We start from the raw sequence: 15,143 nt of genomic DNA, 5'->3' as shown, positions 1-15,143 counted from the left end.
AACCGCAGGCGGCGCGCGGCGTTCCTGCGCGCCGCCCTTGCCTTATTTTTTGTAGATACCCGCTTCCAGCACCACATCGTTGACGCGCAGAATGTACGTGGTCTTCGGTTCGATCTTGCCGCTGGTGGGATTCTTGTACTGGTAATCGACCCAGCCCTTGCCCTGCTTTTGCGCTAGTTCAATGATTTCACGCCGATATTTCTTGCCATTCGCATCCGGCACATCCGTCAAATCCTTGCCCACGATGGAAGGATTGATGGGGTGGGCCAGCACGATGCCCGTCTTGATGTCGCGCATGTCCACATACAGCGAGCCCTGCACGAAGTCCGGGTCTTTCGCCGTGATTTTCTTCATCATTTCTTCCTTGCCATGCGCCTTCATGAAGGCGGCGCCCCGTTCGGCCATGGCGATGGCGTCTTTCTCCGTTGGTTCGACCGCGGCACTGACGCTGCCGCCGGCAAATGCAAGGCACAGCAGGCTACCCGTGAATAAGCGTTTCATGAAAGCTCCTTGTGATATCGAGGGATGTGTTGCCAAGTCGTAATTTACGTCGCCGAAGTCGCCCTCAAGTTGCGATGGAACAAACTAAGGTGTTGCTTGTAGGCAGCGTGCAACGTATCGGGAGACTTGTTGATGTGTGGCAATTTGATTCCGAACGGCAAGAACTATGATGACTTTCACAGCATGCCGAGGTGATCTGGCATGGGGGAGAAAGAGGCTGGAATTGGCCGATATGGGCCGATTTCATGAAAGTTATCGCTATTTACAGGCAAGGAGCCGATCGTGTCCGCACTCATTACCGAGCCGTTTTCACCCAAGTTCAAGCCGTATACACGGCAAACCATTCAGCAAGCGCGGCAGTGGGAATGGCTGCCCGAAGAGCAGCGCGAAGCCGTGCAAGTGGTCTCGCACGTCTTGCCGTTTCGCACCAATGAATATGTGCTCGATCAGCTGATCGACTGGAACAACATCCCTGACGACCCCATCTACCGCCTCGTCTTTCCCCACCGCGACATGCTGCCGCCCGAGCAGTACGCGCATCTGCGCGACTTGGTGCTGGTCAAGCAGGACAAGGCCGCCATCGATGCCTATGTGCATGGCTTGCGCCTGGGAATGAATCCCCATCCGGCGGGGCAGATGACGCATAACGTGCCGCGGGTCAACGATGCGCCCGTGCGCGGCCTGCAGCATAAATATGCGCAGACGGTGCTGTTTTTCCCCAGCGCCGGCCAGACGTGCCACGCGTATTGCACTTTCTGTTTCCGCTGGCCCCAGTTCGTCGGCATGGACGACATGAAGTTCGATGCGCGCGAATCGAACGAGCTGGCCGCCTACCTGACACTGCATCCGGAAGTGACGGACGTGCTGATCACGGGCGGCGATCCGATGATCATGAACACGCGGCAATTGGCCTCCTACCTGGAGCCGCTGCTGGCGCCAGGCCTGGAACACATCCAGAACATTCGCATCGGCACCAAGGCGGTGGCGTATTGGCCGCAGCGCTTTGTCTCGGACCGCGATGCGGATGACTTGATGCGCCTGTTCGAGCGCATCGTCAAGGCGGGCAAGAACCTGGCCGTGATGGGGCATTACAGCCATGCCGTCGAGTTGCGCCAGGATATCGCGCAGCAAGCCGTGAAACGCATCGTTTCCACGGGCGCCACCTTGCGCATGCAGGGTCCGCTGATCCGCCATATCAACGAAGACCCGGCAAGCTGGGCCGAGCTGTGGCAGACGGGCACGCGCCTGGGGGCGATTCCGTACTACATGTTTGTCGAACGGGACACGGGCCCGCGCGGCTATTTCGAGTTGCCCCTGGCGAAGGCGCACGAGATTTTCCAGGCCGCCTATCAGATGGTGTCGGGCCTGTCGCGCACGGTGCGGGGACCGTCCATGAGCGCCTTCCCCGGCAAGGTCGTCATCGACGGCATCGTCACCATCAATGGCGAAAAACTGTTTGCCCTGCAATTTTTGCAGGCGCGCAACCCGGACTGGGTGCGCCGGCCGTTTTATGCGAAGTTCGATGCGGAAGCGACGTGGATGGACGATTTGAAGCCCGCGTTCGGCCATGATAAATTCTTCTTCGAGACGGATGAGCCTGTGCCGCAGCTGCCGCACAAAATCATCCGCCTGGCGCAGGCTGCCTGAGCATGCATGCCGCCGGTGCGCCCGCCCGCTCCGGCGTGGCCGTGTTTTGCCTGGTGTTCCTGCCGTTCGCGCTCGGGCATTACCTGTCGTGCCTGCTGCGCGGCGTCAATGCCGTGCTGACGGCCGAATTGCTGGGCGCCATCGCCCTGACGCCAGCCCAGCTGGGCCTGCTGACCAGCGCCTTTTTTCTCGCCTTTGCGCTGGTGCAATTGCCAGTCGGCATGGCGCTGGACCGTTACGGCCCCCGCACGGTGCAACTGTGGTTGCTGGCGCTGGCGGCCCTGGGCGTGTGGCTGTTCAGCCGGGGCCACAGCTTTACCGAGCTGATGTGGGCGCGCGCCATCATGGGCGCCGGGCTGGGCGGCTGTTTCATGGCCGCCGTGAAAGCGATCTCGTGCGCCATCGCGCCGTCGCGCCTGCCCTCCGTGCACGGCTACCTGATCGCCGTGGGCGGCCTGGGCGCGGCCACGGCCACCATGCCCGTCAAGCTGGCCCTGCACTACACGGACTGGCGCGGCGTGTTCCTGGGCCTGGCGCTGGCGGCGCTGGCCATCGGCTTGCTGATCCGCCTGCTGTCGCCGGCCATGCCCGCGCCTGCCGCAGGCATGCACAAGGTGAGCAAGGTCAGCGTCTGGAGCGTGTACCGCGATCCCGGCTTTCGCCGCACCATCGCGCTGATCCTGCTGCCGCACACGGTGTTCTTTGGCGTGCAAGGCTTGTGGGTGGGGCGCTGGCTGGCCGACGTGGGCGGCTTGTCCGATGACAACGTGGCGTATTTGTTGTACCTGGGCATGGCGGCCGTCATCTTCGGCGCCATCGGCATGGGCATGCTGACGGAATGGGCTGGGCGGCGTGGCATTGCACCCATGCAAGTGGCGGGCGCCGGCATCGTCCTGTTTGTCGCCGTGCAAGTAGCGATGGCGTGCAATGTGGTGCCCAGCCTGCCTTTGCTGTCCGTGCTGTTTACCTTGCTGGGCACGGTGACGGGCCTCGAGTACGCGATCGTCGCGCAAAGCATGCCCGCCAGCCTGACGGGCAGGGCGGCCACCTGTTTGAATTTGCTCATTTTTACGGGCGCCTTCCTGGTGCAGGCGGGCTTTGGTCTGATCCTCGGCTGCTGGCCCCTGAACAGCCAGCAGCAGTACCCGCCGCAGGCGTACCAGGCGGCGTTTGGCGTGCTGGCGGCCTTGCAACTGCCGGGACTTGCGATGTTTTTCATCAACCGCTACAGGCGTGCCGGGCCATCCGGTAAAATGGCAGCCTGCACAGCGGCAATGATCAACTCCAAGGAAGACTATGAAACTCGTTCGTTATGGACGTCCAGGCAAGGAAAAACCGGGCCTGATCGATGAAGAAGGCAAACTGCGCGACCTGTCCGGCGTGATTGCCGATATTGACGGCGCGCAACTGTCCGACAAGGCCCTGCGCAAGCTGGCCAAGCTCGACGAAAAGACCTTGCCCCTGGTGCGCGGCAATCCGCGCTTCGGCGTGCCGGTGGCCAAGGTCGGCAAGTTCATCGGCATCGGTCTGAACTACGCGGACCACGCGGCCGAATCGGGCATGCCGATCCCGGCCGAACCGATCGTGTTCATGAAAGCCATTACTTGCCTGAACGGTCCGGACGACAATGTCGTGCTGCCGAAAGGCTCGAAAAAGACGGACTGGGAAGTGGAGCTGGGCGTGATCATCGGCACGCGCGCACAGTACGTGAGCGAAGCGGATGCGCTGAAATACGTGGCCGGCTATTGCGTCGTCAACGATATTTCCGAGCGCTCGTTCCAGCTGGAGCGGGGCGGCCAGTGGGACAAAGGCAAGGGCTGCGACACCTTCGGCCCTGTCGGCCCGTGGCTGGTGACGCGCGATGAAGTCATCGACGAGCAGGACCTGGACCTGTACCTGGAAGTCAACGGCAAGCGCATGCAGACTGGCAATACGCAAACCATGATTTTCACGGTGGCGCAGATCGTCAGCTACCTGTCGCAATTCATGACCCTGGAACCGGGCGACGTGATCGCCACGGGCACGCCGCCGGGCGTGGGCCAGGGCCGCAAGCCGCAGCGCTTCCTCAAAAAAGGCGACAGCCTGCGCCTGGGCATCGCCGGCCTCGGCGAACAGCAGCAGGACGTCGTCGCCTGGACTGCCTGATGGCCGGTAGCGATATCGACCGTTTGCCGCCGCTGCCGCTGGACCGGCTGGATCCGCAGCAGCGCGCCGCCGCGCAAGCCATCATCGACGGCCCGCGCGGTGCCCTGTACGGTCCCTTCGTGCCGCTGATCCGCAGTCCCGAGCTGATGGAAACGGCGCAGCGCATGGGCGAATACTTGCGCTACCGCAGCGCCATCGGCACGCGCCTGTCGGAGCTGGCCATCCTGGTGACGGCGCGCCAGTGGGATCAGCAGGTGGAGTGGGCCATCCACGCGCCGCTGGCGGTACAGAACGGTATCGCGCAAGCGGCCGTGGACGCCATCGCCGCGCGGCGCCTGCCCCTTGCCTTGAAAGACGATGAGCAAGCCGTGCATGACTTCTGTATCGAGCTGCAGCAGAACAAGCGCGTCAGCGACGCGACGTATGCGCGGGCGCTGGCCCTGTTCGGCGAACAGGGCGTGGTTGACTTGATGGGCATCAATGGCTATTACACCTTCCTGGCCATGGTGATGAATGGCGCGCAGACGGCGGTGCCGGCCTTGGGCGTGCCGCCCATGCCCGCCTGATTAGAAGAGTTCTTCGGGCAAAGATGGACAAAATGTAATGAAGTTGCAATTATTCAATATATAATTTTACTTCCCTTCCATTGCCCACTAGCTCAATGAAAACTCGTCCGTGCATCACCCTGATGGGCCGCGCCTTCCTGGCGTTGGCCCTTTCTTTTTCCCCCTTGATGACGCTGCGGGCGCTTGCCGCCGAGACCACCGCCAGCGCTTCGGCACTGGAGAATTCCGTCGTCAAGGTGTTTTCCACCTTGCGCGGGCCGGACCCGTATAAACCCTGGAGCAAGGCCGCGCCGCAAGAGGTGACGGGCTCGGGCGTCGTCATCGAAGGGCGCCGCATCCTCACCAATGCGCACGTGGTCGGCTATGCCAGCCAGGTGCAGATCCAGGCCAATGGCGCGGGCGACAAGATACCGGCGACCGTGCTGGCCATCTCGCGCGGCATGGACCTGGCCTTGCTGAAGATCGACGACGACAGTTTTTTCGCCAGCCACAAGGCGGTGCCGCGCGCCAACGTCTTGCCGGACGTGCGCGATGCCGTGCTGGCGTATGGCTATCCGACGGGCGGCACCTCGCTGTCGATCACCAAGGGCATCGTCTCGCGCATCGAATTCGTGCGCTACAACTTTCCCGTCTCCGGCCTGCGCATCCAGATCGATGCGGCCATCAACCCGGGCAATAGCGGCGGCCCCGTGATTGCCGGCGAGAAGATGATCGGCCTGGCCTTTGCCGGCATGCTCAATGCGCAAAACATCGGCTACATCATCCCCAACGAGGAAATCGAGCTGTTCCTGCGCGACCAGGAAAGCGGCGCGCCCAAGGGCAAGCCGGCCATGCGCGACGTGACGCAAACGCTGGAAAATCCCGCGCTGCGCACGTATTTGAAACTGGCCAAGGGAGTCGAGGGCGCCGTCGTGATGACGCCGGCCAGCAAGGATGCCGCCTATCCGCTCAAGGAGTGGGATGTCATCACGCATATCGGCGATTTTCCCATCGACAACCAGGGCATGGTCAAGCTGAATGCCAACAGCCGCGTGCGCTTCCAGTACCGGGTGCAGCAACTGGCGAAAGACGGCGAATTGCCGTTGACGGTGGTGCGCCAGGGCGCGTCCCTGAAAATCAAGGTGCCCGTCTCGGCGGCGCACCCGATGCTCATCAGCGGCCTGCAGGGCAATTATCCGTCCTATTTCATCTTCGGCCCGATGGTGTTTTCGCGCGCCAGCACGGAATTCATGGCCGCGCCAAATAGCAACCCGGCAATGCTGGGCGGCATGGCGTTTGCCGGCAATCCGCTGGCGACGCGGCGCGGCGATGCGCCCGACAGCGAGCGCGAAGAGCTGGTGGTGATTGCCGCGCCGTTCTTCCCGCACAAGCTGATGAATGGCTACAGTACGCGTTTCTTTTCGGTCGTCGATTCCGTCAATGGCGTGCGCGTGCGCAGCCTGGCGCACCTGGTGGCCTTGCTGCGTGACCAGACCGATGAATTGCTGACATTCCGCTTCCAGCAGCGCGATGCGGAAATGGTCGTTGTGCCCCGCAAGGAGATGCTGGCCGCGACGGAATCGGTGCTGACGGACAATGGCATCCGCTCGGAAGCGTCGGCCGACATGCTGAAAATATGGCATGAAAAAACGCCGGCGAACTGATCGTTCCCGGCGTTCCGTTTGACAACAGGCGCGGCGCACACCGCGCCTGTTTTATTTTAAGCCAATACTTTTTTCAGCCACGCGCCGATGGCGTCGATCTCTTCCTGGCACAGCGAGTGCTGCATCATGTATTCGTGCCATTCCACTTTGTAACCCATGCCGGTGAGCAAGTCGCGCGACTGCTGTGCGCGGCCGATCGGTACCACGGGGTCGGCCGTGCCATGCGCCATGAAGATCGGCGTCTGCAGGCTCGCCGGCGTGCGTTCAAGAGCCGTCTTGTCGGCCAGGGGCAGGTAGCCGGACAGGCACATCAGGCCAGCCAGCGGTTCCGTGTGGCGCAAGCCCGTTTGCAAGGTCATGGCGCAGCCTTGCGAGAAGCCGGCCAGGATGATGCGGCTGGCGGGGATGCCGCGCGCTTTTTCGCGCGCGATCAGCGCTTCGATCTGTGCCTGCGAGGCGCGCAGGCCGCCTTCGTCTTCGCGGCGCACGAGGTCGTTCACGAGGATGTCGTACCAGGCGCGCATCACATAGCCGTTGTTGATGGTGACGGGCATGGTGCCGGCGCTGGGGAAGATGAAGCGGATGGCGGGGCAGCCGCGCAGGTCGAGTTCTTTCACCAGGGGCACGAAGTCGTTGCCGTCGGCGCCCAGGCCGTGCATCCAGATGATGGAGACGGTGGGGTTCGGTGCACTGTCGAGTTCTATGGTTTCCAGCAAGGTGCTCATGTATTTTCCTCTGGTAATGGTTGCGCCGGACGCAGCGCCGATTTGGGACGGAAGGCCTTGCAGATGGCCGGGTCGGTTTCCATGTAGGGGCCACCGATGAGGTCGATGCAATAGGGGACGGCGGCAAAGATACCATTCACCAATTGATTTCCATCAACATCCTTCAAGCCTTCCAGGGTTTCCTTGATGGCTTTCGGCTGGCCCGGCAAGTTCATGATCAGGCAAGCGCGCTCGGGCGTCTCGCGGATCACGGCTACCTGGCGCGACAGGATCGCCGTCGGCACGAATTGCAGGCTGATCTGGCGCATCTGTTCGCCGAAACCGGGCATTTCCTTGGTGCCCACGCTGAGCGTGGCGTCCGGCGTGACGTCGCGCCGCGCGGGACCCGTGCCGCCCGTCGTCAGGATCAGATGGCAGTGGTTCAGGTCGACCATGTCGATCAGGGTGTTTTCAATTTGCGAGCGCTCGTCGGGGATCAGGCGCTTTTCCAGGCGGAACGGCGTGCGGATGGCGGCGGACAGCCAGCTTTCCAGGGCGGGGATGCCCAGGTCTTCATACACGCCGCCGCTGGCGCGGTCGGAGATCGACACGAGGCCGATAATCAATTCGTCTTCGAGAGTGGTGGACATCGGTCACCTATAAAGTCTGGAGTGGCGTAAAAACAATAAAACCGGGATTATCCCGGTTTTTTGTCCATCTTTGCGTTTCGGACGGCGAATTACTCGTCGTCTTCCGCTTCTGCGCCATCTTCATCGGCATCTTTCTTGCCGCTGTTGTTCTTCTTGGCGATCTCTTTCAAGATCTGGAAGATTTCGCGGTAGGCTTTCGGCGGCTTGTTCTCGGCTTGCTCCTTGCGGGCATTGCGGATCAGGGTGCGCAGGTGCTGTACGTCCAGTTCCGGGTTTTCCGACAGCAAGACGGTCAGCGCTTTGTCATCCGTCAACAGCTTGTCGCGGCGGCGTTCCATCGCGTGCATATTGGCCGTGTCGGCTTTCGACAAGCCTTTCCAGCTATCGATGGTGCGTTGGATGGCGGCAACTTCTTCTTCATCCAGGGTACGCATTTTCTTGCCCACGTATTGCAGCTGGCGGCGGCGGCCTTCGTGATCCTTGATCTGCTGGCATTCGAGAATGGCGTCGCGCACGTCTTCCGGCATCGGGACGCGCTTGACGCGGTCACGTGCTTCATTGACGAGTTCTTCGCCCAGCTTTTGCAGGACGGTCATCTGGCGCTTGAGTTCCGACTTCGATGGACGTTCATATTCCTGTTCGAATTCGGTGGATTGGAAGCCGCAAGCTCCCCGGTTTGGATTTGGCATGATAAGGCGGGATTGGCCGCGTAGGCCGCACCTGTAAACTGTAAACGACTGCTATGATAACCTTTTTAGCGGCTTTCCGAAGAAAACAGCGCATGAACGACTCCGTATTTACCCATAGTCAAGAGCAATTGCAGCAACTAGCCCGTGATGTGTTGTCTTTTGCGCGGGAAGCGGGCGGCACCGACGCTGCCGTCGAAGTCAGCGAAGGCGGCGGCCTGTCCGTTTCTGTACGAAAAGGCAAGATCGAGACGATCGAGCAAAACAAGGACAAGGGCATGGGCGTGACCGTGTTTGTCGGCAAGAAACGCGGCAATGCCAGCACCTCCGATTTTTCCCCTGCCGCCCTGCGCGCCACGGTGGACGCCGCCTACAATATCGCGCGCTTCACGGCCGAGGACGATTGCGCGGGGCTGGCCGACGCCGACATGCTGGAAATGTCTCCCCGCGATTTGCAGCTGTTTTATCCCTGGCTCATTTCCGCCGAGGAAGCCGTCGCACTGGCCCAGCGGGCCGAGGCGGCCGCGTTTGCCGTCGATCCGCGCATCACGAACAGCGAGGGCGCCAGCGTGCACGTGCAGCAATCGCATTTTGTGTCCGCCAATTCGCGCGGCTTCATCGGCGGCTACCCGTTTTCGCGGCATACGCTGTCCGTGGCACCCATCGCCGGCAAGGGCGCGAAGATGCAGCGCGACGACTGGTATTCGTCCGTGCGCGACGCCGCCAAGATGTCGAGCCCGGAAGCCATCGGCCGCTACGCCGCCGAGCGCGCCCTGTCGCGCCTGAATGCGCGCAAGCTGGGCACGCGCACTTGCCCCGTGCTGTTCGAGGCGCCGCTGGCGGCCGGTTTGCTCGGTACCTATGTGCAAGCGACCTCGGGCGGCGCCCTGTACCGCAAATCCACGTTCCTGAACGATTCCCTGGGCACGCAGGTGCTGCCGTCGCACGTGCAGATCTTCGAAGACCCGCACGTGATCGGCGGCGTCGGTTCCGCGCCGTTCGACGAAGAGGGCGTCAAGACTGTCAGCCGCGACGTTGTCAAGGATGGCGTGGTGCAAGGCTATTTCCTGTCGACCTATACGGCCCGCAAGCTGGGCATGCAGACGACGGGCAATGCGGGCGGCTCGCACAATCTGTACCTGACCTCGAACCTGACGGCCGCCAGCGACGATTTCAGCGCCATGCTGAAAAAGCTGGGCACGGGCTTGCTGGTGACGGAACTGATGGGACAAGGAACCAATTACGTGACGGGCGACTATTCGCGCGGCGCCTCCGGTTTCTGGGTGGAAAACGGCGTGATCCAGTATCCGGTGGAAGAAATCACGATTGCCGGCAACATGAAGGACATGCTGCGCAACATCGTCGCCGTGGGCGCCGACGTCTTGCGTCGCGGCACCAAAGAGACGGGTTCCATTCTCATCGAGAGCATGGTGGTGGCTGGCGGCTGAGCGCCTGCATCCTTGTTTCAAAAGGCGCCGCTGGCGCCTTTTTTCTTGTCCCTGTGGTTTTTCCCGCAGCGGCCTGGTCGTCATACGGCGGAAATATTCGCTTCGTATGATGACGCCATCTGACGTTATCTGCTCAATTTAGATGCTTTTAATGTAAGTAAGCCGAACTTCGTGATATTTCATGCAAGATGCGAATCTTGCCGTGACGCGTCGTTGTTGATCCAACCTGCATAGTGAACTCTCTCCATGACCTGTTCCCGTACCCGCATCGCCCGCGCGGTGGCCCTGTTGTGCGCCATGAGCGCCGTCTTCGCCAGCCAGGCGCATGCCCATGGCGATGCGCCCGCCGCGCCCGTTGCCGCCAGCGATACCCTTGATGCAACGCAAGCCGTAATCGTCACCGGCACGCGCGGCAGCAACCGCACGCAGTTCGATACCATGGCGCCCGTCGATGTGTTCAACCGCGACGATATCGGCGCCGTCGAATCGTCGGACTTGAACGACGTGCTGGCGCAATTGGTGCCCTCGTATGTGGTGCAGCGCCTGCCGATGGCCGATGGACAAGTCTTCGTGCGTCCCGCCACCTTGCGCGGCCTGTCGCCGGACCAGACGTTGGTGCTCGTCAATGGCAAGCGTTTCCACCGCAGCGCCCTGCTCGGTGCGCGCGGCGCGCAGGCGCCCGACCTGGCGCAGATTCCCGTGTCCGCCATCAAGCGCATCGAAGTGCTGCGCGACGGCGCCTCGGCCCAGTACGGCTCCGACGCGATCGCGGGCGTGATCAACATCATTCTCGACGACACGGTCGGCACGGAAATCTCCGTGCACCATTCGCAATACTCGGAAGGCGACGGCAAGGGCAATGAGCTCAACCTGAAGACGGGCTTTACGTTTGGCGAGACGGGCAAGGCGACGATTTTCGGCGCGCTGGCCCAGTCCGACCCCACTTCGCGCACGCGCCAGCGGGCCGACGCCATCGCCTTCCAGAATGCCCATCCGGAACTGAAGGTGCCGAATCCCGTGCAGCGCTGGGGCCAGCCTGAGCTCGATAGCAAGCGCCTCGGCTTCAATGCCAGCATGGCCCTGTCCGACACGGCGGAACTGTACGGTTTCGGCCTGTTCAGCCGCAGCGACGGCACCTCGGATTTCAACTGGCGCAATCCCGACACCAGCACGGGCGCGTATAAGACCAGCAGCCTGTTCCCCGGCTGGGACTTGCGCAGCCTGTATCCGCTCGGTTTCAGCCCCAGCTATTCGAACGACCAGGATGATGTGCAGTTGGTGGCCGGTGTGCGCGGTCGCTTCAACGACCGCTTCGGCTGGGATGTGAGCGCTTCCTATGGCCGCAACCGCATCGATTACAAGCTGGCCAATTCCATCAACGCCTCGATGGGGCCGGCCAGCCCGACGTCGTTCTACCTGGGCCAGCTGTCGCAGGCGGAAAAGATTCTCAACGCTAACTTCAACTATGAATTGCCCGTGGCATCGTTGCCGCAACCCGTCAATATCGCGTTTGGCGCGGAAGCGCGCAATGAAACGTATGGCGTGAAGGCGGGCGATGTAGCGTCCTGGACGGTGGGGCCGGGGGCGGCCATCGGCCTGGACGCGAACGCCAACGGCGCACCCGGTTTCAGCGACCGCCAGGCAGGCAGCTGGGGGCAGGACAGCTATGCGGCCTACCTGGACGTGGAAGTGCCCGTCAGCAAGGCCCTGAGCCTGGGCGGTGCGGCACGCTATGAACATTTCTCGGAATTCGGCAGCACCGTCAACGGCAAGCTGTCGGCCCGCTACGCCTTGAGCGAAGATCTGGCCCTGCGCGGTTCCTACTCGACGGGTTTCCGCGCACCAACACCGGGCCAGTCGAACACCAACAGCACCAACCAGGGCCTCGACACCAAGACCCTGCTGTTGTTTACCAGCGGCCGCCTGGCCAATAGCGATCCGCTGGCCATCCTGCTCGGTGCGCAGGCGCTGAAGCCGGAAAAATCGAAGAACCTGTCGCTGGGTTTTACCTGGAAGACGCCGGCCGGCTTTTCCGGTTCCGTCGACGTGTATGACATCAAGGTCAGCGACCGCTTCAGCACTTCCGCGGCGTTTGCCGTGCCCGCTGGCGTGGCCAACCCGCTGCGCTACACCTCCGTCAGTTATTTCACGAACGACTTCGACACCACCACGCGCGGCATCGATATCGTGGGCAGCCACCTGAGCCGTATCGGCGACGGCAAGCTGAATCTGACCCTGGCCTACAACTACAACACCACCAAGGTCGACGGCGGCAAGTCCAGCCTGGTGACCAATGCAGCCCAGCGCCAGGTGTTCGAAGAGCGCCTGCCGCGCCAGAAAGCCACCATCAGCGGCAACTATGACCTGGGCAACTGGAATACCCTGGCCCGCGTGCGCTATTACGGCGCGTGGACGGACAATTCCGGCAACGCCACGGGCGATATCTTCCAGCGCTTTGGCGCCATGCAATTTCTCGACCTGGCGGCCAGCTACAAGATCGGCGACAAGCAGTCCGTGCGCGTGGGTATCGACAACGTGCTGGACAAATATCCCGATGAGGCAACCTTCCAGGCCAGCCGCGGTCTGATCTATTCGCGCAACGCACCGTACGACACGGACGGGCGCAACCTGTACGTCGAGTACAAAGTGAAATTTTAAGGGGGATGACGATGAATCCACAACGCCGCGCCTTGTTGCGCGCGGGTTCGCTGGCGGCGGCGCTGCCCTTGACGGCGGGCGCAGGATCGGCGGCGTCCGCCGCCTTGCCACCACCTTTGCCGGCAGTGCCCGCTGGCACCACGCCGGAGACGCTGGCCAGCAACCAGGCTTACTGGCAGGCCGTGGCCGCGCAGTACGACACCACCGATGCCATCGTGCAACTCGACAACGCCTACTGGGGTTCGATGGCCAGGCCTGTATTGCGTCATTACGAGCAGCAATTGACGATGGTCAACCGCGACAACGCCTGGTATGCGCGCATGCGCTTTCCCGCCGACTTCGAGGCGGCCCGCGCGGCGGCGGCCAGGGCGCTGGGCGTGGGTGTCGATGAAATCGTGCTGACGCGGGGCGCCACGGAAGCGCTGCAAGTCTTGATCGCCGGCTACAACCGCCTGCAGCCGGGCGATACGGTGCTGTACGCGGACATCGATTACGACAATATGATCACCGTCACGCGCTGGCTGCAGCAGCGGCGCGGCGTCCAGGTGGTGTCCATTGCGATCCCGGAACCATTTACGTATGACAATGTTGTTGCTGCCTATGTTGCCGCCATGGACCGTCATCCGAAGCTGACATTGATGCTGCTCACGCACGTCAACCACCGCAACGGCATGGTCTTGCCCGTGGCCGAGATCAGCCGCCTGGCGCGCGCGCGGGGCATCGATGTGATCGTCGACACGGCGCACGGCTTTGGCCAGCTGGACATGACGATCCCCGACCTGCAGGCGGACTTTGCCGGCATCAACCTGCACAAATGGATAGGCGCACCCGTGGGCGTGGGCGCCGCCTACATCAAGCGGGGCAGAGTAGCCGATATCGACCCCTACCTGGGAGAAAAGGCGGGCGACGATATCCGTACCCGCGTGCACACGGGCACGGTGAATTTCGCCGCCTACCTGAGCCTGCCGGCGGCGCTGGACTTGCATGCGCACATCGGCGTGGCCAACAAGCAGGCGCGGCTGCGGCTGCTGCGCAACCGCTGGGTGGAGGCGGCGCGCGGCATCGATGGCATCGAGGTGCTGGCGTCCGGCGATCCACGCCTGACGAGCGCCATCGCTTCATTCCGGCTGAAAGGCAAGACCAGCGTGGCAGACAGTTATGCCCTGTCGAAAAAGCTGGTGCAGGAACACGGCATCTTTGCCGTGCCGCGCGACGGTCTGGCCAGCGGCGCATGCGTGCGCGTCACGCCGGGCATCTTTACGCCGGAGTCGCATCTGGACCGGCTGGTTGCTGCCCTGCGCAAGGTGGCGCGCGGGTAGTTGCCAGGGGCGTTCCGGCGCTTGAACGCCCCACCCGTTACTGCTGGACTTGATAGCCATCCGTCAAGGTGGCCAAAAATTTCACCATATCTTCGATTTCGCCCGCCGTCAGCGCGGGCGCCATGCCCCGCTTGCGGTCGAACGGCGCTTCGCTGACGTTGACGTTGGCGCGGTACCTGGCGGGAAGGTCATTGAATTTCTGCACTTTTCCCCGCTTGTCGCGCGGATACCATTCTTGCGGATGCGTATCGCGCCGCACATAGAAGCGCAGGGCATCCGTCAGGTTGTCGAACACGCCGTTATGGAAAAATACCTGGCGCGTGGCCACATTGCGCAGGCTGGGTACCTTGAAGGCGCCGCATAACGCTGCTTTTTTTGCCAGGTCCGTGCGGTCGGGGCCGCATAAGCCCAGATCGAAATAGGCGGGGTCGGCCGTGGCGGGAATGCGCGGATTGCGCGGCACGCCCAGATTGTCGAAACTGAAGTCCGTAAACAAGGGCGGCGCGCCATGTTCTCCCCGCACGCTGGGGTGGCAAGCGGCGCAATTGCCCTTGCGTTCATCGTTGAACAGGGCCAGGCCCCGCAATTCTGCCAGCTCCAGCGGAACCTTGTTGGCCAGGTAGAGGTCATATTTGGAATCGTAGCGGTGAAAATCCGGCTCTTCCTGCTGGAATTGCTGCAAGGCATAGGTGATGCGGCGAAATGCCTGTTCCGGTTGCGCAAAGATGGCAGCGCCGAAGACCTGCTGGAATGCTTCCGCGTAACTGCCATTGCGCAGCCGTTCCACCACTTCATCCGTGCTGGCATTGGCCATTTCGTGCGCTGCCAGGAAAGGCCGTTCCGCTTGTTCCGCCAGGCTGGCGGCGCGGCCGTCCCAGTTGATGCCGCCGTTGGGCGCGCCTTCCTTATCAAAGCGGAAGGGCGGATTGTGTTCCAGGTAGCGCAGCGATGGCGTGGCGCGGTAGCCGTGTGCCCGGCCATCGGTGCCTCCCAGTTGCACGGCCAGTTTGTTGCCGGGCGCGTAAGCGTGGGCCGGGTCATGGCAGCTGGCGCACGACTGCTTGCCCGAGGCGGACAGGCTGGCATCGTGGAAGATGCGCCGCCCCAGCTGTGCGGCAGGGCTGAGTTCGGCCGCCGTGCCTGGCATGCCGTGCAAGCCAAGAAACAAGAATATGC

The 15,143-nt window shown here is 62.4% G+C and carries 13 protein-coding genes; 8 read left to right on the top strand and 5 right to left on the bottom strand.

From position 1 onward, the window contains the following. Positions 1–42: 42 nt before the first annotated feature. Positions 43–501, bottom strand: a complete 459-nt coding sequence (locus ACQ4WQ_RS21370) for a cache domain-containing protein (protein ID WP_034780434.1) — start codon at positions 499–501, stop codon at positions 43–45. Between the two features lie 282 nt (positions 502–783). Here ACQ4WQ_RS21370 and ACQ4WQ_RS21365 point away from each other — a divergent pair, with 282 nt between their 5' ends. From ACQ4WQ_RS21365 to ACQ4WQ_RS21345, 5 genes are all read left to right on the top strand, one after another. Next, a complete protein-coding gene (locus ACQ4WQ_RS21365; protein WP_436499821.1) occupies positions 784–2,148 on the top strand; it encodes a KamA family radical SAM protein in 1,365 nt (454 codons plus the stop codon). 2 nt (positions 2,149–2,150) lie between these two features. Continuing rightward, on the top strand, positions 2,151–3,500 hold the full coding sequence (locus ACQ4WQ_RS21360) for an MFS transporter (protein WP_436499819.1): 1,350 nt from the start codon (positions 2,151–2,153) through the stop codon (positions 3,498–3,500). After that, entirely contained in the window at positions 3,445–4,293 is an 849-nt protein-coding gene (locus ACQ4WQ_RS21355) for a fumarylacetoacetate hydrolase family protein (RefSeq protein ID WP_326456452.1), read from the top strand. Before ACQ4WQ_RS21360 ends, ACQ4WQ_RS21355 begins: the two co-directional genes overlap by 56 nt. Next, positions 4,293–4,859 (top strand): carboxymuconolactone decarboxylase family protein, encoded by a 567-nt coding sequence (locus ACQ4WQ_RS21350; RefSeq protein WP_436499817.1) that lies wholly within the window; start codon positions 4,293–4,295, stop codon positions 4,857–4,859. Before ACQ4WQ_RS21355 ends, ACQ4WQ_RS21350 begins: the two co-directional genes overlap by 1 nt. Positions 4,860–4,954: 95 nt before the next feature. Continuing rightward, complete coding sequence (locus tag ACQ4WQ_RS21345; protein ID WP_436499815.1) at positions 4,955–6,502, top strand: S1C family serine protease; 1,548 nt, start codon at positions 4,955–4,957, stop codon at positions 6,500–6,502. A gap of 56 nt (positions 6,503–6,558) precedes the next feature. Here ACQ4WQ_RS21345 and ACQ4WQ_RS21340 read toward each other — a convergent pair whose 3' ends face one another. The 3 genes from ACQ4WQ_RS21340 to yjgA form a co-directional block, all read right to left on the bottom strand. Next, on the bottom strand, positions 6,559–7,227 hold the full coding sequence (locus ACQ4WQ_RS21340; RefSeq protein WP_436499813.1) for an alpha/beta hydrolase: 669 nt from the start codon (positions 7,225–7,227) through the stop codon (positions 6,559–6,561). Then, positions 7,224–7,856, bottom strand: a complete 633-nt coding sequence (mog, locus tag ACQ4WQ_RS21335; RefSeq protein WP_326456448.1) for a molybdopterin adenylyltransferase — start codon at positions 7,854–7,856, stop codon at positions 7,224–7,226. The genes ACQ4WQ_RS21340 and mog overlap by 4 nt, the downstream gene beginning before the upstream one ends. An 89-nt stretch (positions 7,857–7,945) precedes the next feature. Continuing rightward, the gene (gene yjgA / locus ACQ4WQ_RS21330) at positions 7,946–8,545 is read right to left on the bottom strand and encodes a ribosome biogenesis factor YjgA (RefSeq protein WP_326456447.1); all 600 of its coding nucleotides are present in this window, start codon (positions 8,543–8,545) and stop codon (positions 7,946–7,948) included. Positions 8,546–8,637: 92 nt separating this feature from the next. On the opposite strand from yjgA, the gene pmbA reads away from it, so the two are divergent. The 3 genes from pmbA (at position 8,638) to ACQ4WQ_RS21315 (ending at position 13,967) form a co-directional block, all read left to right on the top strand. Further along, on the top strand, positions 8,638–9,990 hold the full coding sequence (gene pmbA, locus ACQ4WQ_RS21325) for a metalloprotease PmbA (protein ID WP_326456446.1): 1,353 nt from the start codon (positions 8,638–8,640) through the stop codon (positions 9,988–9,990). Between the two features lie 246 nt (positions 9,991–10,236). Beyond that, complete coding sequence (locus ACQ4WQ_RS21320; protein WP_436499810.1) at positions 10,237–12,648, top strand: TonB-dependent receptor plug domain-containing protein; 2,412 nt, start codon at positions 10,237–10,239, stop codon at positions 12,646–12,648. Between the two features lie 11 nt (positions 12,649–12,659). Continuing rightward, positions 12,660–13,967, top strand: coding sequence for an aminotransferase class V-fold PLP-dependent enzyme (locus ACQ4WQ_RS21315; RefSeq protein WP_436499808.1), 1,308 nt, complete (start codon positions 12,660–12,662; stop codon positions 13,965–13,967). A 37-nt stretch (positions 13,968–14,004) separates the two neighbouring features. On the opposite strand, the gene ACQ4WQ_RS21310 is transcribed toward ACQ4WQ_RS21315, so the two are convergent. Next, positions 14,005–15,135: a cytochrome-c peroxidase gene (locus ACQ4WQ_RS21310; RefSeq protein ID WP_436499806.1), complete on the bottom strand. Its 1,131-nt coding sequence runs from the start codon at positions 15,133–15,135 to the stop codon at positions 14,005–14,007. Between the last annotated feature and the right edge of the window lie 8 nt (positions 15,136–15,143).

This window comes from Janthinobacterium goodfellowi (genome assembly GCF_051380695.1).
In the GTDB taxonomy this organism is placed as follows: Bacteria; Pseudomonadota; Gammaproteobacteria; order Burkholderiales; family Burkholderiaceae_D; genus Janthinobacterium.
The sequence above is the reverse complement of the archived record's forward strand: the minus strand, read 5'-3'. Positions and strand labels throughout refer to the sequence as shown.